General features: G+C 49.9%; 27 protein-coding genes. 15 read left to right on the top strand and 12 right to left on the bottom strand.

Going from position 1 to position 25,097, the window contains the following annotated elements:
• From HKN79_04725 to HKN79_04735, 3 genes are all read left to right on the top strand, one after another.
• A partial coding sequence (locus HKN79_04725) for a hypothetical protein (protein NNC82861.1) occupies positions 1-512 on the top strand: 512 nt, incomplete at its 5' end.
• Complete coding sequence (locus HKN79_04730; GenBank protein ID NNC82862.1) at positions 509-2,533, top strand: OmpA family protein; 2,025 nt, start codon at positions 509-511, stop codon at positions 2,531-2,533. The genes HKN79_04725 and HKN79_04730, both read left to right, overlap by 4 nt.
• A 73-nt stretch (positions 2,534-2,606) precedes the next feature.
• The gene (locus tag HKN79_04735) at positions 2,607-3,098 is read left to right on the top strand and encodes a DUF4920 domain-containing protein (protein NNC82863.1); all 492 of its coding nucleotides are present in this window, start codon (positions 2,607-2,609) and stop codon (positions 3,096-3,098) included.
• Positions 3,099-3,290: 192 nt separating this feature from the next.
• Here HKN79_04735 and rplS read toward each other — a convergent pair whose 3' ends face one another.
• On the bottom strand, positions 3,291-3,653 hold the full coding sequence (rplS, locus tag HKN79_04740) for a 50S ribosomal protein L19 (GenBank protein ID NNC82864.1): 363 nt from the start codon (positions 3,651-3,653) through the stop codon (positions 3,291-3,293).
• A 77-nt stretch (positions 3,654-3,730) separates the two neighbouring features.
• Complete coding sequence (locus HKN79_04745) at positions 3,731-4,399, bottom strand: hypothetical protein (protein NNC82865.1); 669 nt, start codon at positions 4,397-4,399, stop codon at positions 3,731-3,733.
• 128 nt (positions 4,400-4,527) lie between these two features.
• Between HKN79_04745 and HKN79_04750 the strand changes: the two genes are divergently transcribed.
• The gene (locus tag HKN79_04750; GenBank protein NNC82866.1) at positions 4,528-4,926 is read left to right on the top strand and encodes a hypothetical protein; all 399 of its coding nucleotides are present in this window, start codon (positions 4,528-4,530) and stop codon (positions 4,924-4,926) included.
• 7 nt (positions 4,927-4,933) lie between these two features.
• On the opposite strand, the gene HKN79_04755 is transcribed toward HKN79_04750, so the two are convergent.
• From HKN79_04755 to HKN79_04790, 8 genes are all read right to left on the bottom strand, one after another.
• The gene (locus tag HKN79_04755) at positions 4,934-5,314 is read right to left on the bottom strand and encodes a two pore domain potassium channel family protein (protein NNC82867.1); all 381 of its coding nucleotides are present in this window, start codon (positions 5,312-5,314) and stop codon (positions 4,934-4,936) included.
• 3 nt (positions 5,315-5,317) lie between these two features.
• Positions 5,318-6,571 (bottom strand): universal stress protein, encoded by a 1,254-nt coding sequence (locus HKN79_04760; protein ID NNC82868.1) that lies wholly within the window; start codon positions 6,569-6,571, stop codon positions 5,318-5,320.
• 28 nt (positions 6,572-6,599) lie between these two features.
• Positions 6,600-7,421 (bottom strand): universal stress protein, encoded by an 822-nt coding sequence (locus HKN79_04765; GenBank protein NNC82869.1) that lies wholly within the window; start codon positions 7,419-7,421, stop codon positions 6,600-6,602.
• A gap of 116 nt (positions 7,422-7,537) precedes the next feature.
• Entirely contained in the window at positions 7,538-7,984 is a 447-nt protein-coding gene (locus HKN79_04770; protein NNC82870.1) for a hypothetical protein, read from the bottom strand.
• Between the two features lies 1 nt (position 7,985).
• Positions 7,986-8,399 carry a hypothetical protein gene (locus HKN79_04775; protein NNC82871.1) on the bottom strand — a complete coding sequence of 138 codons (414 nt, stop codon included), beginning with the start codon at positions 8,397-8,399 and terminating at the stop codon, positions 7,986-7,988.
• 91 nt (positions 8,400-8,490) lie between these two features.
• A complete protein-coding gene (locus tag HKN79_04780; GenBank protein ID NNC82872.1) occupies positions 8,491-9,546 on the bottom strand; it encodes a response regulator in 1,056 nt (351 codons plus the stop codon).
• A complete protein-coding gene (locus HKN79_04785) occupies positions 9,543-10,799 on the bottom strand; it encodes a PAS domain-containing sensor histidine kinase (GenBank protein NNC82873.1) in 1,257 nt (418 codons plus the stop codon). Before HKN79_04785 ends, HKN79_04780 begins: the two co-directional genes overlap by 4 nt.
• Positions 10,800-10,869: 70 nt before the next feature.
• A complete protein-coding gene (locus tag HKN79_04790; GenBank protein ID NNC82874.1) occupies positions 10,870-11,673 on the bottom strand; it encodes a universal stress protein in 804 nt (267 codons plus the stop codon).
• A gap of 179 nt (positions 11,674-11,852) precedes the next feature.
• Here HKN79_04790 and HKN79_04795 point away from each other — a divergent pair, with 179 nt between their 5' ends.
• The 10 genes from HKN79_04795 (at position 11,853) to HKN79_04840 (ending at position 22,677) form a co-directional block, all read left to right on the top strand.
• A complete protein-coding gene (locus HKN79_04795) occupies positions 11,853-12,266 on the top strand; it encodes a DoxX family protein (GenBank protein ID NNC82875.1) in 414 nt (137 codons plus the stop codon).
• 118 nt (positions 12,267-12,384) lie between these two features.
• Positions 12,385-13,857, top strand: coding sequence for an NAD(P)H-hydrate dehydratase (locus HKN79_04800; protein ID NNC82876.1), 1,473 nt, complete (start codon positions 12,385-12,387; stop codon positions 13,855-13,857).
• Between the two features lie 91 nt (positions 13,858-13,948).
• Positions 13,949-16,414, top strand: a complete 2,466-nt coding sequence (locus tag HKN79_04805) for an HAD-IC family P-type ATPase (GenBank protein ID NNC82877.1) — start codon at positions 13,949-13,951, stop codon at positions 16,412-16,414.
• 90 nt (positions 16,415-16,504) lie between these two features.
• Complete coding sequence (gene ccoS / locus HKN79_04810) at positions 16,505-16,672, top strand: cbb3-type cytochrome oxidase assembly protein CcoS (protein ID NNC82878.1); 168 nt, start codon at positions 16,505-16,507, stop codon at positions 16,670-16,672.
• A 9-nt stretch (positions 16,673-16,681) separates the two neighbouring features.
• Positions 16,682-18,883, top strand: coding sequence for a cytochrome-c oxidase, cbb3-type subunit I (gene ccoN / locus HKN79_04815; GenBank protein NNC82879.1), 2,202 nt, complete (start codon positions 16,682-16,684; stop codon positions 18,881-18,883).
• 4 nt (positions 18,884-18,887) lie between these two features.
• A complete protein-coding gene (locus HKN79_04820; GenBank protein ID NNC82880.1) occupies positions 18,888-19,082 on the top strand; it encodes a CcoQ/FixQ family Cbb3-type cytochrome c oxidase assembly chaperone in 195 nt (64 codons plus the stop codon).
• Entirely contained in the window at positions 19,079-20,125 is a 1,047-nt protein-coding gene (locus tag HKN79_04825; GenBank protein NNC82881.1) for a c-type cytochrome, read from the top strand. Before HKN79_04820 ends, HKN79_04825 begins: the two co-directional genes overlap by 4 nt.
• A 22-nt stretch (positions 20,126-20,147) precedes the next feature.
• Positions 20,148-21,554, top strand: a complete 1,407-nt coding sequence (ccoG, locus tag HKN79_04830; GenBank protein ID NNC82882.1) for a cytochrome c oxidase accessory protein CcoG — start codon at positions 20,148-20,150, stop codon at positions 21,552-21,554.
• A complete protein-coding gene (locus HKN79_04835) occupies positions 21,551-21,988 on the top strand; it encodes a hypothetical protein (protein ID NNC82883.1) in 438 nt (145 codons plus the stop codon). The genes ccoG and HKN79_04835 overlap by 4 nt, the downstream gene beginning before the upstream one ends.
• Positions 21,985-22,677: a sulfite exporter TauE/SafE family protein gene (locus HKN79_04840; protein ID NNC82884.1), complete on the top strand. Its 693-nt coding sequence runs from the start codon at positions 21,985-21,987 to the stop codon at positions 22,675-22,677. The genes HKN79_04835 and HKN79_04840 overlap by 4 nt, the downstream gene beginning before the upstream one ends.
• A 14-nt stretch (positions 22,678-22,691) precedes the next feature.
• On the opposite strand, the gene HKN79_04845 is transcribed toward HKN79_04840, so the two are convergent.
• Both HKN79_04845 and HKN79_04850 read right to left on the bottom strand, forming a co-directional pair.
• Positions 22,692-23,087 (bottom strand): DUF983 domain-containing protein, encoded by a 396-nt coding sequence (locus HKN79_04845; protein ID NNC82885.1) that lies wholly within the window; start codon positions 23,085-23,087, stop codon positions 22,692-22,694.
• Positions 23,088-23,139: 52 nt separating this feature from the next.
• Entirely contained in the window at positions 23,140-24,402 is a 1,263-nt protein-coding gene (locus tag HKN79_04850) for an NAD(P)/FAD-dependent oxidoreductase (protein ID NNC82886.1), read from the bottom strand.
• A 441-nt stretch (positions 24,403-24,843) separates the two neighbouring features.
• On the opposite strand from HKN79_04850, the gene HKN79_04855 reads away from it, so the two are divergent.
• On the top strand, positions 24,844-25,097 hold a 254-nt coding region (locus HKN79_04855), incomplete at its 3' end, for a hypothetical protein (protein NNC82887.1).

Raw genomic sequence — 25,097 nt, forward strand, 5'->3', positions numbered from 1 at the left:
TCAACGGATTGGTCGGCCAGGCCAATGCTCTGGGACTGGACTTTTCCGTAGGACAATATCTGGATATGGCATTCGATGTCACCGGTCCCATGACCGACCCCAAGATCAGTCCACGTATCCTCGGTCAAGAGGGGGGCTCTGTAAAGGATGTGATCCAAGAAGTGGTCAAACAGGAAGTAGAAGAGATCAAGCAGGAAGCTGTCGAAGATGTGAAGGCTGAAGCCCGTGAACAGGCCGATCGCATCATAGCTCAGGCCCAAGAGCAGGCCGATGCCCTACGAGCGGAAGCAGGACGGGCAGCCGATAAGGTGAGAACTGAAGGCTATCGCGCAGCGCAACGGTTGGAAGATGAGGCCAAGAATCCGATCGCCAAAGTGGCGGCACGAGCGGCTGCAGACAAGCTGCGTAGAGAGACGGATGTCAAAGCCCAGAATATCATCGATGAAGCAGACGTCAAGGCACAGGCCTTGGTCACCAGTGCACAAACCCGAGCAGATGCCTTGTTAGAATGAGAAGCACATTTCTTTACATTCTCCTTTTCATCCTCTTCTCCTCCTCCGCCTTTGCACAGTGCGAATGTGAGGCCGATAAGAAATACGATAAACTCTTGTCCCAAGCCGAGGATAAGAAGAAGTACGATCTACGCAAACGCATCGCATTCTTGGAAGATGCCAGGGAACTTCAAGAGGATTGTCCGCGAGCCGATTTTCGATTGGGTGAGCTCTATTTCATACGGGCAAAGACTTCTTCCAATATCTCATACCGTCAAGCACAAGAATATTTCGAACCCTTGTCTCAGCGATGCCCGGACTATCACAGTGACATCCACTATTATCTAGGGGTCATCTATTACTCGCAAGAAGATTGGTCCAAGTCGCTGGAAAGCTTCGATCGCTTCATCGATTTCCCTTTGGACGACCCCAGCAAGCTGGCAAGGAATTACGAGCGCAAGCGATCGGATGTAGAAGGAATCATCTCTGAGGTCCAGTTCAATGCAGAGATATTCGGCAATCCCGTTCCCTTCGACCCGGTGAGGGTGAGCGGTATCAGTACATCTTCTGATGAGTATCTACCCATGCTCTCTCCTGACAATGAGCGCATCTACTTCACCCGTAAGTACACCAAAAAGGCCAAAGGAGATCTATACGGTAGGCAGGTAGAAGAATTCACACAGAGCATGCGGGATGGGCTGGAAAGCGATTTCAGTCGGGGCAAGGCCATGCCGGCTCCTTTCAATCTAGGCGATAATTACGGAGGGGCCAGCCTCTCGGTCAACAACAAGGAGATGTACCTCACGGTATGCAAGCCCGATCCCTCGGGATATCCGAATTGCGATATCTATGTCACGCGCTACGCCAAACAATTCAATGAGCGTACCGAGGAGCAGGAGTACACCTGGACCGAGCTGGAGAATCTGGGAGGCGGTGTCAACACAAAGGACGGTTGGGAAGCACAGCCCTCACTCAGTGCAGATGGGAATACCCTCTATTTCGCTACGGCCCGTGAGAGCTCTACTGAGAATGCAGAAGGAGGCAAGAGCATAGATATCTATTACAGTTTGAGAGGGAGCGATGGCAGATGGGGTAAGGCACGGAGTATCGGTGAGCAGATCAACGGTCCGGGCAATGAGAAATCCCCCTTCATGCACGGTGACAGCCGTACACTCTACTTCGCCTCGGATGGCCTTCCAGGAGTGGGAGGCTATGACATCTTCTACAGCCGTCTGCAAGATGATGGGACATGGACCGAACCCAAGAACATGGGCATTCCCATCAATACACCCGAGGATGAGCACGGTCTCATCGTGAGTACAGATGGGAGATTGGCTTACTATTCCTCCAATAAGATACAGGGGGCAGAAGGCTTGGATGTATTCCGATTCGAGATGCCTGAAGCGGCCCAACCCGATCAGGTGATACTGGTGCGCGGAGATGTCAAGGATGAGGACGGTGAGATCGTAGAGGATGCCCGCATACAGCTCAATTATCTGGACAGTAAGAAAGTAGAGCGCGTGGAGATAGACCCCGATGATGGTAGCTACGCCACCATCATCAATGTGGAGCAAGAACCTGTGGTGATGACCATCGAGAAGAAGGACCATGCCTTCGAGGCCAAACTATTCACCGAAGAAGTGGCAGAACAGAGTGTCATTGCAGAGGTGGATCTCACCGTGCAGAAGGTGGAGGTCGGCAAGCCGTACACCATCAACGATATATACTATCGCAGTAACTCGGCCGATATCGATGAGAACTCCAAACTGGTCTTGAATCAATTCGCAGACTACCTCGCCCGTAATCCAAGTCTGCATATCTCCATCCACGGTCATACCGATAACATAGGCTCAGATGCAGATAATCTTACACTCAGCACAGAAAGGGCCTTCGAGGTGATGACCTATCTCCAAGAATTGGGCATACCTGGGTCTTCACTGAGTTTCAAGGGTTTTGGAGCGAGCAGACCCATTGCAGATAATGCCACAGCAGAAGGACGCGCCAAGAATCGGAGGACCGAGTTCATCATCGAAGCGAAATAATGACCCAGGTCACCTCGTGATTCCACAATTTCCATCAACTTTGGCATCAAAGCGAATCAAGAATAGAACAACTATGATCAGAACAGGATTGATGCTTCTCGGAGCAAGTATGATATTGGCCTGCGGAGGACAACAGGCCCAAGAGAATGTGGTAGAAGGCCAAGCGACCGATGTCCGTTCCTATGGTGCGGTGATCACCGCTGATGATGTGATCGATGCCGATATGTTGCTCACCGAGTTGGAAGAGACCGATACGGTGGCATGCGCATTCAGTGGGACCATTCAGGAGACCTGCGCCAAGAAAGGCTGCTGGATGACCTTGGATGCAGGCATGGATGATGAGATGCGCGTGAGGTTCACCGATTACGGGTTCTTCGTGCCAACAGAAGGACAGAGCGGCAAGAAGACCGTGGTCAAAGGCATCGCTTATAAGTCTGTCACACCGGTGGACGAATTGAAACACTATGCCGAGGACGCGGGTAAATCCAAAGAGGAGATCGATGCCATCACAGAGCCAGAGGTCTCAGTTGCCTTCTTGGCCGATGGGGTCTTGATCTACGATTGACCATATCATCCTACCGAAACTATGAAAGGCCACTCATCGAGTGGCCTTTTTTCATTGCTCTTGATTCGAAGGACAAGAGCCTCTAACTGAGGTCAAGTGCCTTGCAAAGAAGTAAAGTCGATGCCTTCTCCCGGCCAACAAAAAACCCCATCCTTGAAAGGACGGGGTTCCATTTGAATGTCTTCAACAGGATCAGTCCTGCTTCTTGAAGTGCACGCGCTCCTTGATACGGGCTGATTTACCCATACGCTCTCTCAGGTAGAATACACGCGCTCTGCGGACCTTACCTTCCTTATTGCGTTCTATCTTCTCGATAGATGGGCTGGCTATAGGGAAGATACGCTCTACGCCTGTACCACTGGTTATCTTCCTTACGGTGAAGGTCTCGGTGATACCACTTCCTCTGCGCTGCAGCACGGTTCCTTGGAACTGCTGGATACGCTCCTTGTTACCCTCACGTATCTTGTAGTGTACGGTAACGGTGTCTCCGGCCTTGAAAGCAGGGAAATCCTTCTTCTCGAAAACGGCCTTGTTTATTTCTTTGATCGGATCCATGTCCAATTTGTTTTTGGGGCTGCAATATTACAACAAATAAGCTTCTTCGTCCAAGGATTTATACGTGGAAATGGACCTCAGGGAGAAAGAATATGGATCCATTGCCCTGTTTTTCTCTTATCAGACTGAAATACAAGGAGATAAAACCCTCGGGATAGGTGGTCCAAAGACCTGGTCTGCAGACCCGGATTCAGCTCTTCACTCCACTGTATCCGCCCCATTCTGTCATAGATGCTCAGCTGGCCTCTCTCAGGTATTTCCAGATTTAGATCCCCGGCATACAGACTATAGTTTATTTCCGATCCAGCACTTTGCGGCTCAGACCATCCGAGAGCTGCATCGGCCATCAAAGTGAAGGTGTAGGCATAGCTCTCGCTCGTGTCTGATGGGTTGGTCAGCGTGACCTCCACACTTCCTTCACCTGTGCTGCGAGCAAAGAAATAGATGGATACCTCTGTACTTCCCTCACCTGGAATGTAGTACGTAGCCTCATCGACTTCAGGTGGTAGGCACGCATTGGTGCAGATGGATATATCCCAATCGCTGGGCATCTCTTCGTTGGACTTGGCAATATCCACTAGTATGGTCCCTTCACTCGCATTGCTACTGATCATGTGGAAGATGAAGGCCTCGGTAGGATGGGGAACAGTATTCGCGCTGGTGCCATCGAGTAGCTCCACCTCTAGGACCTGAGCGAGTAGACCCGCGGGAAGACTGAGCAGACAGAGCATGATGATGAAGCGCATGGCACTAAGATAATCGACCTAGGCATGAGCAAGCAAAGATTGACGGAAGTCAGTCCTGTCCCTGACAGAACACATGGCAGAAATCCCTACGAATCACTTGGTTTATCAGTGTGATAAAACAGATAGATATGAAACGATCCGGAGTTTGGATAGACAGCAAGAAAGCATGGATATATTCTCTTGAGAATGAATCAGAGGAATTCATGGAGTTGGAATCAGCAGTGGAAGACACTAATCCCGGTGGGGGTTATGGTGGGGCCAAGGCCTTCAATCCACAAGTCGCTAGTCCAGAGAATAAGATCCTGCATCGTAAGAAGCAGCAATTCAAGGAATTCTACACCGATATCTCAGAGAATATCAAGGACTGCGAGCAAGTGCTCATAGAAGGTCCCGCAGAGGCTAAACTCGGTCTGCTTCAGTTCATCAAGGACATCCACGGTATGCGGGATGTGAAAGTGGAATTGCGCAATGCAGACTCCATGAGCGAGAATCAGTTCAAAGCCGGTGTTCGCGACTACTACTCCTGATCATCTGTCAGGGATCGAATCGCTGGATCGGATTCTCATTGTGATAGCTATTGCCGTTCCTCCGCTCTGAGCGGTTGCGGTAATGCTCATACACAGCATTGATGAAACCGAGGATCATTCCCAGACCCAGGATGATATAGATGATCGTGAAGAGCTTTCCCATATCCGTCTGCGGAGCAAAGTCTCCATAGCCGATGGTCGTGAGGGTGACTACTGAGAAGTACAAGGAGTCCACCCAGGACCATTCCTCCAAATAATGATAGACCACTGTGCCAGTGGCGATAATAAATGAACTCGTTAGGAGCAGATTCCGATAGTGCTTGTCGAGCAGGAACTCATACACGGAACGGAAGTAGAAGAAATCCTTGACTTTCTCTTTATCGACCATGACTCACATTTCGGATTCGTGAAGTACGAGTATAGGGATATGTGAATGCAGGACCATACGTTCGGTCGTACTGGGTCTGAACAATTTGGAAAGGAATCCCTGGTGATGCGTGATCGTGCACACCATATCCACCATGTACTCTTTCACATAGTCATTGATACCTGAGAGTACCTTATCTGCGAGCATATAATGTACCTCCTGATCGACCAATCCCAATGACTCAAGTGACTCCGTGGCAGAAAATCGTTCATGGATCGAATCGATGGAACTCTGCTCTTTGTCCACGTGTACTACTCTCATTTCGGCATCATACTGTTCGGCCAAGCTGCGCAGAAGGTCCATCCCAGCCGGTCGGCTGCTGGTCTCCAGGTCTGCCGCGAACATGATGCGCTTAGGCGGTAGGAGAGGCGTTTCCTCGGGAATGACCAGCACAGGGGTATGCACCGCTTGGATGGTCTTGGAGGTGATACTTCCGAATAGGGCACTCGAGCCACCTGCTCCACGTGTTCCCATTACGATCATATCTACAGCTACAGAGTCCAGCATCTCAGCCAATCGCGTTCCGAATTCACCATACCGTACTTCTGTCCTGATCTTGGGTAGGAGGTCGGGGAATCCCTTCTCTATGCGTTCGATTTCGGTATGGATGAGCGCTTTAGCACTCTGAAAGGCCTCTCTGTCCGGTGAGTCGAATCCATCGTTCTCCAACTCGATGTCACTATGCACATAGAAAAGCGTGATCCGGTCTACCGCATTTCCGAGAATGGAAAGGGCGTAGTCCACTGCGCGTTCGGCATTTGGCGAGAAATCAGTTGGGAGGATGATGTGGTCTATATGCTGGATAGCCGTTGATTCAAGGTCCTTGACCAAGGATTGGAGGTCCAGGAATTCCTGCTTGTAACTCCTTAAACGCTTTTCGATATCCACCATCTGTTCTGACAGTTGGACGTGCATTTCATTGATCTGGGTGAAATGCGAAGCGATATCCCCGTTGTACGTTCCTTTCAGATCCCCATGATGGTGGAATAGTTTGCTCTTCAGATCCAGCAGGATCTCATTCTTATAGTACAGAACGATATTCTGGAGATGATCGAGCGACTTGAGTTTTTCTGGACGCTGAAGACGCGGCACAATACGGTCCAAGATGCGCTGATAGGCATTCATCTCATCGATCCAGAAATCCACATCGCTGGTCCAGATCGAGGTCTCATGGAGTTGGTCCTCCATCTTATCCTGTAAGTCTTGCGTATTTGTCATGAGGCGGTATGCGGATGATACGTTCGGTTTACAATTCGGGCAATGAGATCAGGGGTATCTTGGTCTGCATGGCTACTTTCTCTACGGATGAGCGCTTGAATAGCATATCCAGCAATTTGTAGGTGTGGTGGAGCATGGCGATCATATCCACGTTCTCTTTCTCCATGAAATCCAGAAGCGCATTGACCAGGTCATCACTTTGAAGGAACTCATAGCGATGAGGCACGGATTCCAAGAATTTCTCCAGAGACATACCTGCCATGGTCTGTTCCATATCCACGGGCTTTTTCTTACCATCCACATTGACCACCACTAGGTCGGCCTTGCAATGATCCAGCGTGTTCATCAGGAAACGGTAGGATTCGAAATCCTTGACCGGTTTGAAATCAGTGGCCAGTCCGATGGTCTCGATCTTGTCATACGTGGCCAATTCTGGAATGGTCACCACCGGGCACTTGGCCCTGCGTATCACACCTGAGGCCACACTGCCCATGAGTACTTCTTTCAATCCGCTCGCCCCTGTAGTTCCCATGAAGATGGCTTTGGCTGCCACCTTTTCAGCATAGAGTGTGATGCCATCTACGCTCTGGTCATGGATGAGTACTTTATTGAAGCTGTGTCCAGGGAAATTGCTCTCGGATACGATCTTTTGGTATGCTTTGTCCAGATCCCTGCGGATCCCTTCTTCCATTTTGGATTGCATACTGCTGAGTCCTCCAGCTGGTTTCCGGTAGTCCAATACATTCAAGCAGATGAATTCAGTGGGCTGGTTTCGGAAGAACTGCACGGCATACCGGGCTGCGTTCATGGAAACATCAGAGAAGTCAAGGGGTATGAGTATGGTATGCATAATTTAAGTGTATCAGGGGGTTCACCTTGAACTTAGCCAAATTTGCGACAATGGTGAGAATGTGGAAATGAGTCTACTCACACCTATGACTGACAAGTATCAGTCAAGGGAAAGGTTCAGTGCAGCGCTTTGATCTCGTGTGACTCTTTGCCAAGTCGTATGCTATCGCCTACATTCTTATTCTTGATCAAGGGATAGATGGGAGCGTCCATGGTCAAGGTGATGACCTGTTTTCCGTTGAATTCGAAGGGCAAAGTGGCAATGGAGATGTACATATACCGGTCTTCTAGTTCTATGAGGGTACCGGGTCTGATATCTGTGCGCTCTTCGGTCGTCAGCTTCTCAAGAACTCCCTTATCTGCCTCTGCTTTTCTCAGTTGTTCCTTGAGTGTTAGCTCTATGGTCCCGGCTTCTGCTTGATGTGAGAAATCCTCGGGATCCATGGTATCCTCTTCATCGAGGTCTTTGCCTTGATGGTATGAATCTATCTCGGCTTTCAGGTCGGTGATGATCTCGTCCTGCATGTCGAGCATGTGTGCTTTGAGTTCGTTCTTGTCGAGCATATCAGTGGGTTTCTATTTTGAGCATGAGTTCTAGACGAAGGAGCATGTCCAATTCGCTTTTATTGGTCCCCGAAAAGGAGCTTGCAATGGCATTGGCCGTACGCATGATGAGGTCATTGACCTTGGAGGTGAATAGGTGCTCATGCGATTGCTTGAAGAGCTTGAATTCCATGAAGCGATCCTCGGCATCAGCCTGGCGTTCATTCAGGGCATCGAATGCAAACTCGATGAGGTGTGCCGCATCGGTGTGGAATACATCTTCGCTGTCTTCCAGATCCAACCAGTCTTTAGTGATCAGTTCTTTCAGTACGCGCTCTTCCTCTTTTCTGACCACTTTGTCAGATTTTGCGATAGCGTAGAACAGGTCTCCCAGGTGCTGGTAGAAACGGTTCATGAGTTCTTCTGTCGGTTTCATGGTGGGTCTGATTCAGAGGCAATGATAATCGTCAGAGGAGGGGAGAAGCCTGATGGGTGAAGCCTGAACGACTGATTTTGGTCAGTCCGTGCTACCAGATCTTCTCCAGCCCTTTCTGATCCAAGATATGGATGGTCTTTCCTTGCACCTTGATGAGTTCTTCTTCTTTGAAGTCACTCAAGGTACGAATGACCGATTCAGATGCGGTCCCGACCATACTTGCGAGGTCGGTACGCGATATATCCATGCTGAATTCAGGCTCTCCATGACCGAAGCGTTCCATCAACTCCAGCAATGCATTGGCCGTGCGCTTGCGCACTGTATCATAGGCCAGGCTCAGGAGTTTCTTCTCTTTGTCATATAGGTTCTTGGTCAGTAGTTTGATGAATGCGTTACCTACATCGCGGTCCTTTTTGAGCAAGGCATTGAAGTCATCTTTGGGAATCCTGCAGATCTCTGATTCCTCCATGGTCTCAGCAAAATCCGGATAGGGGCGGGATTCCATGATTGGTAGATATCCGAAGAATTCTCCCTCGTGGTACAGTTCATTGATATACTCCTTGCCATCATCGTGTATCTGGTAGGTCTTCACTTTGCCCTTATTGACAAAGAAGAGGTAGTGTGGTATATCCCCTTGATGGTAGACGGGTTCTTTCTTCTTATAGGTGCGTGGTGAGCGATCTTCATACAATCCCCTAAGCGATGAGATCTGGTGTACATTATCTATGAATCGATCCAAGCCCTCCCGGGTATAGGCATACTCCTGTTTGAGAACCTCACTGCGCTTGAGTCGACCTTCGATGGCGGCCAGTAGGTCCATCTCTTCAAAGGGTTTGGTGAGGTAGTCATCGGCTCCTAGGGCCATTCCCCTGCGTATGTCGCTCTTCTCTGATTTGGCAGAGAGGAATATGAAAGGGATTCCTGAGGTAGCCGGGTCCTTGCTGAGCAGATAGATCACTCCATAACCGTCCAATTCAGGCATCATGATATCACAGACGATCACATCGGGATGATGCGTTCTGGCTGCTTCCACCCCCAGTTTTCCGTCTGAGGCGGTGACCACCTCGTAATTGGCCAATTCGAGAATCTCTGCGGTATTCTCTCTGAGAACTTCATCGTCCTCGATGATGAGTATCTTCTTCTTCATTCTATCCCTTTGCTTTGTATAGGTGCCTTGATGGTGAATGTAGTGCCCTGCCCTTCTTTACTCTTAAAGGCTATCTCGCCATCCAACAGTTCCAGATAGCGTTTGACGATATTCAGCCCAAGACCGGTACCCTTGATATTGGTGGCGTTCTGTGCTCGGAAGAACCGTTCATACATGTGTTTCTTATCCGCTTCGGGTATGCCTATGCCTTCATCAGTGACGCTGATCTCCAGATAGGCACCTTTGATCTGGGAACGAATCTGTATCACCGTATCGGCCCGAGAGTACTTGATGGCATTGGATACCAGATTGAGCAGGATATTCTTGAGGATGTTCCGATCGACATTCATCGTGTCGGAGCCGGAATGTGCGTAGTCGAATCGTCTTTCCTCCGTCAGCATACCTTGTGTGCTATCCATGACCTCCTGACAGAGATCGGATAAGCTGAATTCCGATGGATGGATGGAGACCTTGCCCGATTGGAGTTTGTCCAGTGAGAGGAAATCGTTGAGGATATTGGTCAGGTTGTGCACCGAGTTGGTGATGCGTTCAATATGCTTGGCTCGTTTGTCCTCATCTTCTGTGCGGGTGTATTTGCTGATGAGCGATGCGCTGCTCAGTATCCCACTCAGCGGTGTACGGAATTCGTGCGAGGCCATCGAAACGAAACGGGACTTCAATGCGCCCAATTCGATCTCTTTCTCCAGTAGGGCCTTGATCTCCTCTTCTGTCTTCTTCCTCTTGGCGATCTCAGCATTCAGATTGTCATTGACATCTTTGAGGTCATCGATGGCCTGGCTCAGCTGCGAGGTACGTTCTTGGATCTTCTGCTCCAGGGATTCATTGAGACGGGTAAGTTCTTCTTGAGCCTTGACCTGCTCTGATAGATCATGTACGATGCCCGTATACAGTTTACCTGAATCGAGATGGACCTCACTGATACTCAATCTGAACGGGAAGAGGGTGCCATCCTTTTTCTGGCCATCCACCTGTCGACCGATACCGATGATCTTCTTCACCCCGGTGCGGTGATAGTTGCCCATATAGGTATCGTGTGCAGTCTTATGCGGATCGGGCATCAGTGTATTGATCTTCTGACCCAGAAGTTCGTCTTCAGTGTACTGGAAAAGTTCCAGTGCCGATCGATTGATGGATTGGATGACCCCCTGGGTGTCGATGGTGATGATCCCGTCAACAGCCGTGTCGATGATGGACTTGAGACGTTGCTCCGAATCGTGGAGCGCGGTAGTCATTTTATTGGTCGGGGCCATTGTGATTCATTGCATCGGTGAGTATCTCTGAGAAGAGAAGGGAGCACTCCTTTCAGGCATGCAGGGCAAGTATAGGAATGGCGATCTGTTTTGCGATCTGCTTGCTGACGCTTTTATGGAATATACGTTCCATGAGGCTACGCTTCGGGAGGATGATGGAAAGCATATCGATCTGATACCGACCGATGGCCAACTCGATCCCTTGCAGTGGATCATCCACTTTGAGGTCGATATAGGGTAGGCTGTCTGTACCTGAGGCACTATCGGATGGGGCTCCATCTGTCACTCTATTCTTCTTGGAGACATGTATCCCCATGACCCAAGAGTCATGTACCCGGGCCAGATCGTACAGGGGCTCCAGTATGGCCTCATCTCCGCCCATCTCCTCTTCGCTCGCCAGTCCGATGCGCTCAGGTGCTTTGAGCGGAGCTTGAAGGGGAACGGTCAACACGGGACAGGGAGCATCCTTCATGGTCGCATAGGCATTGCTTCCAAAAATGGAGATGTTGGCACCACTCGCTCCACTGCTTCCCATGATCACTAGGTCGATCCCTTCATCTTCCAATACTGGATTCAGAGCATAGGGCAGATCGCCATAGCGATTGATCAATTCCAACTGTAATCCCTCATGTCCGAATTCATCTTGAAGCTCTTCATATACCTTGCGCATCATGGTCATGGAGATGCTCTTCATCTGTTCTTCAAAGACATAGGTCATGCTAGCGCCTACACTGGGATCCACATAGGAATTGAAGAGATAGAATTTCACATCCTGACCTTCGAACAATCGGATTCCGTACCGGATTGCATGCAGTGAATTCAGCGAGAAATCAGTGGGAAAAAGAATCTTTTTCATGACGTGCTATTAAGATCGATCCATGCCTGCAAGGACTCTGAGAATATACGATTTATCCTACAACTTAGGACTCTTCACAAAACTGGATACTTGCTCGGTGACAGGACAGGTATCAAGTCAAATGCATTCCTGACAAATGTCATATCCGAGTCCGTTCAGAGCATGAACTTTGTTCTGACATGGACCTTACAACTACTGCATATGCATTGCTATTCGTGAGAGTGAGCCTGGGGATACTGTTCCTGTTCCAGGCTATTGACAAGATCTTCACGGTTGGCTTGAAGGAATTCACTTCTACCATCCTATCCGGTATGAAGAAGGATCAGGTACCCCCTGGATTTATTCGATTCTCGGCATATGTGTCTTCCTATATCGAATTGGTGGGCGGGGTCTTCTTGATCCTGGGGCTCTTTCTTCCTGAAGTCTATATCATCTTGGCCTTGAACCTGATCATGGTCATCTTGAGCTTTTCCTACATGCAGGCCCTTTGGGATTTGAAACACGTCTTTCCACGTATGGTCCTATTGGTCTTTCTCATGATCATGTCCCATGAACTGGACCTGTATTCACTCGATCATTTCTTCTTTCATTGAGCTTTCTGGCATAGAGTACATGCTCTATACCGATGATCGGAAGTGAATGATGTCGGGTGGGAATGCTGCATCTAATATGTATCTTTCGATGACCACACCGACTCATTCGTGATACATCATGAAACTTTTTACTGCAGAACAGATCAAGCGCTGGGATCAGGCGACCATAGCTAAAGGCATCCCGTCCATACAGCTCATGGAGCGCGCGGTGAATGCCCTCATCCCTAAAATCCTCACACTGGTCAGCAATCGCTGCTGTGTCGCCTTATTTGCCGGACCCGGTAATAATGGGGGAGATGCATTGGCTTTGAGCCGCCTATTGGTCGAGCGTGGATTCGAGCAGGTGCATACCTATTTGGTGTCTCCAGAAGGCACCGGATTGAGCGAGGACTGCCGGTCCAATCTGGAGCGTACGACACTGGAGTCCACAATAAAGAGCAAGGTGGACATTCCCTCTGTGGAGACATTATCCACCTATGATCTCATCATCGATGGGCTGTTCGGTTCGGGCCTGACCCGGCCCTTGGAAGGCGTGTTTGCCGAAACGGTGAAACGCATCAATGCGGCAGACAGCCGGGTATTCAGTATCGATATTCCCAGTGGCGCATTCAGTGAGCAGGTCAATTCCGATCATCTGGTGGTAGAGGCAGAACATGTCTTGACCTTCCAGATTCCAAAACGCAGCTTTCTCGTTCCCGAATCGAATCGCTACATGAAGGATTTCGAAGTGGTGGATATACATCTCGATCCGGAATACCATGAGCAAGAGCCTTGTGACTGGTACTACCTGCAAGCATCCGATGTGGAAATAGAAGAACGCCAGAAGTTCTCACATAAAGGCCATTACGGTCATGGACTCCTGATGGCCGGAAGTAGAGGTATGTATGGTGCCGCTCAGTTGAGTGCTAGAGCCGCCATGCGGGCAGGATGTGGACTGTTGACGGTACATGCGCCCGCAGAGTCGATGACCATCCTACAGGCTACCCTCCCCGAGGCGATGTTCTCCCCGGATAAACAGATCGATCATATCTCGCGCTTACCGGATATCGATGCATATACCGCCATGGCTGTAGGGCCGGGTCTGGGACAGGCTAAGGACACCATTGGTATGCTGGACGCCTTGCTGGAACGAGCGCCTCAAGGTCTGATACTGGATGCGGATGCACTCAACATCCTGGCGCGTGAAGGTTGGCAAGAGCGGATTCCGGCAGGCAGTATCATCACTCCACATCCCAAGGAATTCGCCAGACTATTCGGTGAGAGTAAAGACTCCTTCGAGGCGCTGGAAAAGCAAAAGGAGATCGCACAGAAGCAGGACATCATCATCATCCGCAAGGGAGCTCACAGCAGTGTGGCCCTACCTGATGGACGTCTGTACTTCAATTCCACTGGGAACCCCTATATGGCCACCGGAGGTATGGGCGATGTGCTCACCGGATTCATCTTGGGGCTTCTCACGCAAGGACTCAGTCCTGAGAAGGCTGCTCTAGCAGGAGTGTACTATCACGGGTCGGCTGGTGACATGGCCCTGCAGAGAAGAAGAGGTGGTCTCTTGCTGAGTACCGATGTCATCGAGGCCTTCAAGCTGTGAGACTCGGTCGATAGATCAGTCTCCATTCTGATAATTATCAGTTTTCATATGTGAGCTTCCCGGGATTTTTGTTGCTGATCTCAGAACATCTATGTCAGCGTCACAGAGCACGCCATGTTATCATTGTGGGGATACCTGCCCCAACAGTCTATATCCGATGGATGACCATTTGTTCTGTTGCAATGGTTGCCGGACGGTCTATTCCATACTGAAGGAAGGCGGACTGGAGCAATTCTATGGCACAGGTGAACGACCCGGGGTCAAGGTGGTAGACATTCCTGCTGAGCGCTATGCCTATCTGGATGAGCCCTCGATCGCAGAGAAATTGTTGCTCTTCCAGGATGATCATCAGGCCAAGGTGCGCTTATACCTGCCGAGTATCCATTGTAGTTCATGCCTATGGCTGCTTGAGAACCTCTACAGGCTGGAGGAGTCCATCCTGGCCGTGAAGGTGGATTTCGCTAAGAAGACAGCCCTTATCACCTATAAGAAAGATGAACTCACGCTAAGAGAATTGGCCGATATCCTCCATCGTATAGGCTATCCACCCCACATCTCCCTTTCTTCTCCCTCAGATTCCAGCAAGGGTGCGGGCAACAAGGACTTGATCATCAAGATAGGGGTCACAGGATTCCTTTTCGGCAACATCATGCTCCTCAGTTTTCCGGAATACGTCTCGAGCGGAATCGGTCTTTTCGAACGGCATCAACGTATTTTCTCCTTCTTGATCCTCTTCCTATCACTCCCCGTGATCTTCTATGGAGCAGTGGATTATTTCCGTTCTTCTTGGAAGTCTCTGCGGCAGCGCAGGTTGGTGATCGATGTGCCTATAGCCATCGGTATCTCGGTGATATTTCTCCGATCCACCTATGAGATCCTCACCGGATTAGGTCCCGGGTATTTGGACAGTATGGCCGGCCTGGTGTTCTTCCTGCTCATAGGGAGATGGTATCAGTCCAGAGTATATGACCGACTCTCATTCGATAAGGACTTCAGTTCCTATTTTCCCTTGTCGGTGATCCGGATCAAGGCGGGTGATGAGCGTCACACCCCGGTCATGGATCTGGAGATGGGTGACCGTATCAAGGTCTTACATCAAGGAGTCATCCCTGCCGATTGTATCCTGACCGATCCGGCCATGCAGCTCGATTACAGCTTTGTCACAGGAGAATCTCGTGCCGTGACCATCCAAGAAGGGGGACTGGTCTATGCGGGAGGGAGGAATCTGGGACCGGCCCATACCCTGGAAGTCAAGCGCAAGGTCTCCCAGAGCTATCTGACCGACCTCTGGAATCAACCGGCATTCGCCAAGGAGCAGAATAGCTTGAGCCGGATCCTCGACAATGCCAGTGGGCATTTCACACTCGCAGTTCTTGGGATTGCACTACTTACAGGAGTCTTCTGGTACTTCAAGGACGTTTCGGTACTCATGGATGCCGTGAGTTCTGTATTGATCGTGGCCTGTCCTTGTGCACTTGCACTCAGTGTGCCCTATGCCTTGGGTAATGCGCGTAGACTGCTTGCTGAGAAGGGCTTCTTCAGCCGGAATACACAGGTCTTGGAATCGATGGATGGCATCGATGTAGTGGTCTTTGACAAGACCGGTACATTGACTCTCACCAGTGGAACTGAGATACACTTCCAAGGAGAGGACTTGTCCCCCGATGATCTTCAGGCCATAGCCAGTCTGGCCGCCCAATCGGGACATCCACATAGCCGGGCTATTGCCGCTCTTTGGGATGGTCCCAAGAGAGAAGTCAAGAACTTCAAAGAGTATGCTGGGCAAGGTGTCGAGGCCGAGATTCAAGATAGCATCTACAAACTCGGGTCAGATGCCTACCTCGGCAATGCCCGTATTCATGGGGCAGAAGATCTCTCACATAGTTCTGTCTCCAAGAACGGGGTCATACTGGGGAGTTTCGTATTCCAACGCAGCCTGAGAAGCGGAGTCACTGAACTTCTCGCTCAATTGAAAACATCCCATAAGGTCATGCTACTCTCAGGGGACAATGAAGGGGAGTCATCCTTATTCAAGGGGATATTCCGTGCTGAGGAGATGTATTTCAATATGTCACCTGAGGATAAGATGAGGATCATCGAGGACCTGCAGAGCAAGGTTCAGCGAGTGATGATGATAGGTGATGGACTCAACGATGCAGGTGCGCTCAAGGCCAGTGATGTAGGTGTGGCTATCGCGGATGATGTGGACCTCTTTGTACCCAGCTGCGATGTCATCCTCCAGTCTGCCCGATTGGCCGATCTGTGCGCTTTCTTCCAAGCCGTAAAGCGGTCTTATCGCGTAGTACGGTGGAGCATGTTGTTCTCCATCTGCTATAATCTGATAGGGATCGGTATCGCTGTACAGGGATTGCTCACGCCACTCATAGCAGCCATCTTGATGCCTCTGAGTTCGGTCACGATCGTGCTCTTCGCCACTTTAGGCACGCAATGGTCTTTCAAGAGGACCCGCTTTCCAATGCACCAAGTAGAGCAGCAGAATCTACACCGGAAAGGCTTCGCTACTCGCTCTGTGCACGGAGAATTACACAGAGCTTGAGATTGCCTGATATATGTCAGTAATGCGCTTGACCCAACTCATTCAGCACCCTTGGCCGATTAAGTCTCTTTGCCTCGTCAGAACCATGGTATGGAGATAATATTCCTTTTGATCGGATTCAGCCTATGTGTGGCCATTTTCTTTTTAGTGGCTTTCATCTGGGCTATCCGTACGGATCAGTACGAGGATGAATATGGCGACTCGATCCGCTTGCTGCATGATGATACTACTCCTCCAGATAATCAACACACTTCATAAACCACTCGTATGGAACTCGAGCAATTCGAATATGACAATAACATAGTCCGCAAGTTTGCCTTGGCCACCATCATCTGGGGGCTCGTAGGCATGCTGGTCGGACTGATAGCTGCATCGGAATTGGTGTGGCCAGAATTGAATGTGGCCTCATGGCTCAACTTCGGGCGGATCAGACCACTGCACACCAATGCGGTGATCTTTGCATTTGTAGGCAATGGGATCTTTGCTGGGGTCTACTATTCCTTGCAGCGGCTGTTGAAGGCACCCATGTACAGCAAGGCCTTGAGTAATATCAACTTTTGGGGCTGGCAGGCCATCATCGTAGCTGCTGCTATCACCCTTCCACTGGGAATCACCACATCCAAGGAGTACGCAGAACTGGAGTGGCCTATCGATATCGCCATAGCACTCATCTGGGTGGCATTCGGTGTGAATATGATGGGGACCATCATCAAGCGCAGGGTCAAGCACCTCTATGTGGCCATCTGGTTCTACATCGCCACTTTCGTCACAGTAGCGGTGCTCCACATAGTCAACTCCTTCGAACTGCCCTTGCACTTCATGAAGAGTTACTCATGGTATGCCGGTGTGCAGGATGCACTCGTACAGTGGTGGTATGGTCACAATGCGGTGGCCTTCTTCCTTACTACACCCTATCTCGGTTTGATGTACTACTTCGTGCCCAAAGCGGCCAATCGTCCGGTCTATTCCTACCGTCTGTCGATCATTCACTTCTGGGCGCTGATCTTCCTCTACATCTGGGCCGGTCCACACCACTTGCTGTACACGGCACTGCCTGATTGGGCCCAATCACTCGGAGTGGTATTCTCTATCATGCTGATCGCTCCATCGTGGGGTGGTATGCTCAATGGCCTTTTGACCCTGCGGGGGGCATGGGACCGGGTCCGTGACAGTGTTGTCCTCAAATTCATGGTGGTGGCGATCACGGCTTACGGTATGGCCACCTTCGAAGGGCCCATGCTCTCATTGAAATCGGTCAATGTCCTGTCCCACTTCACAGACTGGACCATTGCGCACGTGCATGTGGGCGGATTGGGATGGAACGGTATGCTGACCTTCGGCATGCTCTACTGGTTGTTCCCCAAGATCTACAATGTCAAGTTGCATTCGGATCGTATGGCCAATCAGCATTTCTGGCTGGCCACTCTGGGTATTCTGGTATATGTCGTACCTATCTATATGGCCGGATTCGTTCAAGGGCTCATGTGGCAGAAATTCACTCCAGAAGGAACCTTGGTCCATGGAGAATTCCTAGAGACAGTGACCTCGCTCAAGTTCATGTATCTGATGCGTGTGATCGGAGGTACGCTCTACATCATCGGTGCCATCATGATGACTTACAACTTATTGAGAACAGCAGCTAAAGGCAAGCTGATCTCCAATGAAAAGGCAGAAGCGCCACCCTTGGCGGCTCTGTCCCATGCTACGCATGGAGGTGGAAAGGAGTACTGGCATAAGATCATCGAGCGTAAGCCGATGATGATGCTGGTCCTCAGTCTCATAGTGATCTTGGTCGGTGGTCTCGTAGAGATCATCCCGACCATGATCGTCAAATCCAATGTGCCGACCATCTCAGCGGTCAAGCCCTATACACCGCTCGAATTAGAGGGAAGGGATATATACATCAGAGAAGGGTGTAACAACTGTCACTCGCAGATGGTGCGGCCTCTGCGATTTGAGACGGCACGATATGGAGAATATTCCAAGGCCGGAGAGTTCGTCTATGATCACCCCTTCCTATGGGGCTCTAAGCGTACGGGCCCGGACCTGCATCGAGAAGGTGTGGGGAACAAGCAGGCCAAATCGGATTCCTGGCATTATGTGCATATGGAAGCCCCTACGGATCTTTCACCTGGAAGCATCATGCCTCCGTATCCCTTCTTGCTTGAAGATGATCTGGATACCGATTACACGGTAGATAAGATCACAGTGATGCGGAAATTGGGTGTGCCTTATCGAGAAGGGTATGAGGATCAGGCTATGCAGGATCTAGAGAAGCAATCGCTACGTATCGCTCAGAGCATTGCCAATGACCTCAGTCCAGATGCTGGCCCTGATGTGATCGAAGCACTCAGCAAGAAGGAGATCATCTCACTGATCGCCTATCTCCAGCGATTGGGATCGGACATACATGAACCTGAAGACCCAGATGGTATCATCAGCGGTCTGATAGAAACACCAACACCTTAGGACCATGCTCAAATTCATCAAACATCACATGACATCCATGGAGAATATCGAGATATACCCGATCATCTCCTTGCTCATCTTCTTCCTGTTCTTCACTCTGTTGATCATCTACACGATGCGCATGGATAAAGGATTCATCCATATGATGGAAGAGCAGCCCCTGGACGATCGTATCACTTCAAAAACCGATGTATCATGAGTGGAGACTATCAAACCCTTTTCTGGTTGCTGGTATTCACGGCCTGTGTCAGTCTGGTCGGGATCATTGCCAGCGCGAAGAGTCTACGCAATCTTGTACGCAGTGATTTCTTCATCGAGAGATTGAAAGAAGTCAAAGATGGTAAGGTTCTAAAGGCCATCATGCTGTTGTTGGCAATGGGTCTAGGTACCGGATCGAGTGCGCAATCGACTGAAACAGCCTCTGCGCCTTGGTTCGATATCGGAATGGAAGAGGTACTGGCCATGGTGGTCATCAATATCGTGCTGGTCGGGATCATCTTCTTTCTCAAAAAGACCATCAAGGATATGCTGGAGATCATCGCTCCGGCACCAGAAGAAGTGAGTGTTGAAGAAGAGGAACTCATCTCCAAGGTGGGACAGATACTGACTGATGCAGTCCCCATAGAAGAGGAGCACACGATTCTCATGGATCATGAGTATGACGGAATTCAGGAGTTGGACAACAACCTGCCTCCATGGTGGAAATGGGGTTTCTATCTCACCATCGTCATCGGTGTCATCTACATGATCAATTTCCATGTATTGGGTATTGGGGATCTGCAGGTCGAGGAATATGAGAAGGACGTGGCCCAAGCAGAGGCGGAGGTCCAGGCCTATCTCGTATCTCTAGCTCTCAATGTCGATGAGAATACCGTCATCCAGCTGATGGATGAGGCTTCCTTGGCCAATGGGAAGAAGATCTTCAACGCCAATTGTGCCCAGTGTCACTTGGAAGATGGCGGGGGTGCTGTAGGACCCAACATGACCGATGATTATTGGATCTACGGGCCTGATATCAAGACGGTCTTCTCCACGATCAAGTACGGAGCGAAGAATGGTATGACTTCCTGGAAAGAGAAGCTCACGCCTATCGAGATCCAGCATGTGTCATCGTACATACGCACGCTGCACGGTACTACCCCTGCAATTCCCAAAGAGGCTCAAGGAGAATTCTTCGAATTCATCTTGATGGAGGAAGAAATGTCTGCAGCTTCAGATAGCACTGAGGTGGCAGAGAACTGAATGATATCACGAGTAATCCGAGATGGTAGAGGATCAGGAATCATACCGTGACAGCATTGCCACAGTAGATGAGAAGGGCAAACGGGTATGGATCTATCCCAAGAAACCCAGTGGATGGTACTATGACAAAAGGAAGTTGCTGAGCTACTTCCTTTTGGCTTTTCTATTCCTAGGACCCTACATCCGAATAGGAGGTGAGCCGCTCTTGATGATCAATATCCTTGAGCGCAAGTTCGTTCTCTTCGGTCAGGTATTCTGGCCCCAGGATTTCTACCTCTTTGCATTGGGGATGATCACCTTCGTGGTCTTCATCATCCTATTCACGGTGGTCTTCGGTCGATTATTCTGTGGGTGGATATGCCCGCAGACCATTTTCATGGAGATGGTCTTCCGCAGGATAGAGTATTGGATAGAAGGGGACTACAAGCATCAGAAACGACTCGATGCGGCACCTTGGAATGCGGAGAAGATCCGGAAGAAGCTATTGAAACACACTATTTTCTGGTTCATTTCCTTCCTGATAGCCAACACCTTTCTCGCGTACATCATCGGCTCAGAGGCACTGTGGGAGATCATTCTGGACAATCCCATGAACCACTTAGGAGGCCTGGCCGCTATCGTTGTCTTCACTACGGTATTCTACCTGGTCTTTTCTCAGATGCGCGAGCAGGTATGCATAGCGGTATGTCCCTATGGCCGATTGCAAGGAGTGCTACTGGACAGACGATCCATGGTAGTGGCTTATGACTATGTGCGTGGTGAGAAAGAGGAGGGAAGGGCCCGATTCAGGAAGAACGAGGACCGGGATGCTCTCGGGAAGGGCGACTGCATCGATTGCCATCAGTGTGTGGATGTATGTCCTACGGGGATCGACATACGCAACGGGACCCAACTGGAGTGCGTCAACTGTACCGCGTGCATGGATGCCTGTGATTTCATGATGGAGAGCGTGGGATTGCCCACAGAGCTCATCCGGTATGATAGTGAAGAAGGTATCAAGAACAAGGTCCCATTCGGTTGGACGGCCCGGGTCAAGGCATATTCAGCTGTACTGGTCCTATTGATCGGGGTATTGGTGACCCTCTTGGTCACTCGAAGCGATTTCGAGGCCAAGCTACTCCGCACACGTGGGACCACCTTCCAAGAGATGCCCAGTGGCGAGTACGGTAATCTGTATGACCTCTACGTGGTCAATAAGACAAATCGGGATATGGAATTGGGACTGGAGCTACTGGAAGGAGAGGGGGAGATCAGACTGATCGGTGCCGAACCCATGCTCGAGAAGCAAGGGAGCGTCACCCAGAAGATCATGATCCTGATGGAAAAAGATCAAGTGGATCTGAGGAATATGCCCATCACTATCGGGGTATATGGGGATGGGGAACTCATCAAAGAAATTGAAACGAACTTCTTAGGACCGAGATTATGAATTGGGGAAATGGAATTGCCATCTTTTTGACTGTATTCGTGCTATTCATCCTCGGACTGGTCTACATGACCACCCGATCGACTGCTGAACTTCAGGCGGAAGACTATTATAAACAGGAGATCGAGTATCAGGACCGGATCGATGCATTCGGTCTGGGCGATGCGTATGCAGAGGGTCTGGCATTGACTTGGGAACAAGACCAGATGGTCATGCGTACAGAGGATGCCACTGCTCAGATACTGGACGGAGGGAAGGTCACCTTCACACGGCCCAATGACAGCCGATTGGATCGCAGCTTCACCTTGGACTTCAATGCGGGAATTGCCCGATTCTCCGGTGAAGAATTCACTCAAGGAGTTTATGATATCCTCATTGAGGCATCGGGTCCAGATGGACCTATCGCTATTGAAAAAGACATCCATATCAAGCGATGATCTGGGCCGGTCTCATACTGGGATTTCTGGGAAGCCTGCACTGCATAGGCATGTGTGGTCCGATTGCTCTGGCCTTGCCGCTCGATCGCTCCAACACATGGAAAAAGGTATCTGGAGCCCTGACTTATAACCTGGGTCGTTCTATCACCTATGCGCTCATGGGGCTTTTGTTTGGAGCTATTGGTCAAGCATTCATCGTGGTAGGGCTCCAGCGTTGGGTCTCGCTGGGAGCAGGACTTCTCCTGATCCTATATGTCATGGTGAACTATGTACTGAAGAAACCCCTCTTAGGTTCTTGGACATTGGGACTCGGACGATTGAAAGCTGCATTGGGCAAGCAGTTCCAGCGAAGTTCCTATCGCTCCTTGTTCTCTATCGGTCTGCTCAATGGGCTGCTGCCATGTGGATTCGTATACTTCGCTCTGGTCGGGGCCATCGCTTCTGGTTCAGCATGGCAAGGGGGCGGATACATGATCCTTTTCGGCCTGGGAACTACTCCAGCACTGCTTGCCATGAATCTTTTCGGAGCGCAGATACTCGGCCGCTTCAAAATCGATTTCAACCGCTGGGTGCCTTATATGCTGGTCTTCTTCGGAGTGCTATTCGTACTCAGGGGCATGGCTCTGGGAATTCCCTTCATCAGCCCAGATGTGCTGCCCGGAGCGGAAACTCCGAGTTGCTGTCATTGATGATACCGGTCTGCTTAGAACTGCTTTTTCTCGCCACCATAGGGAATGAACATGGTGGCCCAGATGATACGTGACAGACGAAAGATGCCGGGTAACAATAGCAGGGTGAGTCCGATGATGCCTATCAGGTAGTGATGCGGTTCGGGATCCTCTTCCATCAATACATTCAATGCCACGGCCACACTCACCATCAGTGCCACATTGAGCGCATAACTCACATAAGCGGCTCCGAAGTAGAAGCCGGGTTCTGGGCTATATCGCTGTCCGCATTTGGGGCATTTGTCATGTATCTTTCCGATCTCTTTGGTGCGATAGCCATGTCGGTGTACGAAGAAATCTCCTTCATGACAGGCCGGACAACGCTGATGAATAATGGGATAGGTCCAGTGACCTTTGGAGAAAAGCGGCATATCTATGCTCTGATTCTTTGAAGTGGACAAACCTAGGTGTTCATCTGATCCATCAAACGTCTACTCCTTTCATCATCTTGTCCCAATAGAGCTTCGGGAGAATATATTTCTTGAGCATCCAAAGTCTCCAGTGCTCTTTGGCCGAGTCGAAGATGAGCATCTGCTTGAGCTTCGGGTCTGGAGTGAAATTGCCGTCATAGTCGAATTCGGCCAATACCATCTTGCCATATCCCGTGACTATCGGACAGGAACTATATCCATTGTATTCCTTTTCCCAAAGGGTCTTGTGATCAGATAGTCTGAGCAGGTTCTCTACTACGATGGGTGCTTGCTTGCGTATGGCGGCTCCGGTCTTAGCGGTAGGTAGACCTGCAGCGTCACCTATGCCGAATATGTTCTTGTAGGTATCATGCTGCAAGTTCCCCTTATGCACGGCCAGCCAACCTGATTCATTGACCAAGTTTGATTCTCTGATGAATTTGGGAGCCTGCTGTGGAGGTGCTAGATGGAGCATATCGAACTTCATCTTTCTTCTGCCATCTGGGAGTTCTACCTCTCCGAGTGTGTTTCCTTCTTTTATCCCAATAGCCTTCTCTTCCGGAGCCTTGTATTCGAAGGTGACCTCCCGATTCTTCCCATCGATATGTACCGGTGCATAGTAGGGTTTGAAATGCATATCATATCGATCTAGGACCTCATTCAAAGTATCTGCAACAGGTTTGATACCGAATATCACCGTCCCTGGAGTGGCATAGACCACTTGGGTCTTGTCCAAGATTCCTCTTTTTCTGAAATGATCGGCAGCCATATAGGCGATCTTCTGTGGCGCTCCTCCGCACTTGATAGGAGTGGTGGGTTGCGTGAACAAGGCATTTCCACCTTTGAAATTCTTGATGACATCCCAGGTATGCTCGGGGTCGGTATAGTTGGAGCACACTACTCCTTTGTCCAAAGCTTCAGGTAGTCCCTCGATCAATTCTGGAGCCATGACCAGTCCGGGAGCTACTACCAAGAATTCATAAGAAAGTTCTGTTCCTTCTTTAGTGAAGACCTTGTTGTTCTCCGGGTCGAAGCGCTCTGCGTACTCTTTATACCATATAGCACCCTTGGGAATGATGCTCGACATCGAACGGGCGGTGTCTTCGTAGTCATAGGTACCTGCGCCTACGAGCGTCCAAGCGGGTTGATAGTAATGGGTGTCTGCCGGCTCTATGATGGCCACGTCCAAGTCCTTACGTTTTTTTAGCAATTGTGAGGCGACCATGATTCCGGCCGTGCCTCCTCCGATGATCAGTATCTGGTGTTGGTTCTGCATGTGTTGGGTATATGCGATTCAATAAATAGGTGAGTAAGGTAAATAGAGGAGAAGGATGGGATCGTCACGTAGGTTACCTAAGATTCACCTTGACTGACATGGCGGGAGTAAATCGCTTATCAGAGTATTCTGCCTTCATAGTGAGGGTTTACAGTACGGTATTCCCCATAAGTGTGGAAAATTGTATACAGATCAACTGCTGACCAGAGGATGATAAAAATGGGATTCCGGAGCAATCGCATTTCCGTGGTTTTCATTTAAAAACAATGTAAGTATCAGAATATCAGATATATGTGTTCTGAAGTTTTGATTTTCTGTTGACCTTTTCCTATTGATAGTAATCCGGATATCCAACTATGGTACAGGATTCTCTTATACCAAATCGACCGCAAGACAGAATGTGGTAGAAGCTGAACTAATTAAAAATAACGAACTAGTATCATGAACAAGAGAATCAAACACCTAGCAGCAGTCTCACTGGCAATTTTCGCCTTTGCGAGCTGTGATGTAGATCAGACCCGAGAGACCAGACTTCCAGACGTTGACGTGGATGTTGACGCAGACCTAGAAGAAGGTCAATTGCCCGCCTTTGATGTGGACTGGGCCGATATCGATGTGGGCACCCGCTCAGAGACCTTCAAGATCCCTAAAGTGGTGGTCGTGATGGAAGAAGAAGAATTGGACATCCCGTATAT

Source organism: Flavobacteriales bacterium, from assembly GCA_013001705.1.
In the GTDB taxonomy this organism is placed as follows: domain Bacteria; phylum Bacteroidota; class Bacteroidia; order Flavobacteriales_D; family JABDKJ01; genus JABDLZ01.

Bases quoted from the DNA above. Each gene is read 5' to 3' on its own strand.
- HKN79_04845 (NNC82885.1), bottom strand. From the start codon at position 23,087: ATGCCGCTTTTCTCCAAAGGTCACTGGACCTATCCCATTATTCATCAG.
- HKN79_04745 (NNC82865.1), bottom strand. From the start codon at position 4,399: ATGCGCTTCATCATCATGCTCTGTCTGCTCAGTCTTCCCGCGGGTCTA.
- HKN79_04785 (NNC82873.1), bottom strand. From the start codon at position 10,799: ATGACTACCGCGCTCCACGATTCGGAGCAACGTCTCAAGTCCATCATC.
- HKN79_04730 (NNC82862.1), top strand. From the start codon at position 509: ATGAGAAGCACATTTCTTTACATTCTCCTTTTCATCCTCTTCTCCTCC.
- HKN79_04795 (NNC82875.1), top strand. From the start codon at position 11,853: ATGGACCTTACAACTACTGCATATGCATTGCTATTCGTGAGAGTGAGC.
- HKN79_04750 (NNC82866.1), top strand. From the start codon at position 4,528: ATGAAACGATCCGGAGTTTGGATAGACAGCAAGAAAGCATGGATATAT.
- ccoG (NNC82882.1), top strand. From the start codon at position 20,148: ATGGTAGAGGATCAGGAATCATACCGTGACAGCATTGCCACAGTAGAT.
- HKN79_04825 (NNC82881.1), top strand. From the start codon at position 19,079: ATGAGTGGAGACTATCAAACCCTTTTCTGGTTGCTGGTATTCACGGCC.
- HKN79_04850 (NNC82886.1), bottom strand. From the start codon at position 24,402: ATGCAGAACCAACACCAGATACTGATCATCGGAGGAGGCACGGCCGGA.
- HKN79_04805 (NNC82877.1), top strand. From the start codon at position 13,949: ATGTCAGCGTCACAGAGCACGCCATGTTATCATTGTGGGGATACCTGC.
- HKN79_04735 (NNC82863.1), top strand. From the start codon at position 2,607: ATGATCAGAACAGGATTGATGCTTCTCGGAGCAAGTATGATATTGGCC.
- ccoS (NNC82878.1), top strand. From the start codon at position 16,505: ATGGAGATAATATTCCTTTTGATCGGATTCAGCCTATGTGTGGCCATT.
- HKN79_04820 (NNC82880.1), top strand. From the start codon at position 18,888: ATGCTCAAATTCATCAAACATCACATGACATCCATGGAGAATATCGAG.
- HKN79_04765 (NNC82869.1), bottom strand. From the start codon at position 7,421: ATGCATACCATACTCATACCCCTTGACTTCTCTGATGTTTCCATGAAC.
- HKN79_04790 (NNC82874.1), bottom strand. From the start codon at position 11,673: ATGAAAAAGATTCTTTTTCCCACTGATTTCTCGCTGAATTCACTGCAT.
- HKN79_04780 (NNC82872.1), bottom strand. From the start codon at position 9,546: ATGAAGAAGAAGATACTCATCATCGAGGACGATGAAGTTCTCAGAGAG.
- HKN79_04775 (NNC82871.1), bottom strand. From the start codon at position 8,399: ATGAAACCGACAGAAGAACTCATGAACCGTTTCTACCAGCACCTGGGA.
- HKN79_04755 (NNC82867.1), bottom strand. From the start codon at position 5,314: ATGGTCGATAAAGAGAAAGTCAAGGATTTCTTCTACTTCCGTTCCGTG.
- ccoN (NNC82879.1), top strand. From the start codon at position 16,682: ATGGAACTCGAGCAATTCGAATATGACAATAACATAGTCCGCAAGTTT.
- HKN79_04840 (NNC82884.1), top strand. From the start codon at position 21,985: ATGATCTGGGCCGGTCTCATACTGGGATTTCTGGGAAGCCTGCACTGC.
- HKN79_04800 (NNC82876.1), top strand. From the start codon at position 12,385: ATGAAACTTTTTACTGCAGAACAGATCAAGCGCTGGGATCAGGCGACC.
- rplS (NNC82864.1), bottom strand. From the start codon at position 3,653: ATGGATCCGATCAAAGAAATAAACAAGGCCGTTTTCGAGAAGAAGGAT.
- HKN79_04835 (NNC82883.1), top strand. From the start codon at position 21,551: ATGAATTGGGGAAATGGAATTGCCATCTTTTTGACTGTATTCGTGCTA.
- HKN79_04760 (NNC82868.1), bottom strand. From the start codon at position 6,571: ATGACAAATACGCAAGACTTACAGGATAAGATGGAGGACCAACTCCAT.
- HKN79_04770 (NNC82870.1), bottom strand. From the start codon at position 7,984: ATGCTCGACAAGAACGAACTCAAAGCACACATGCTCGACATGCAGGAC.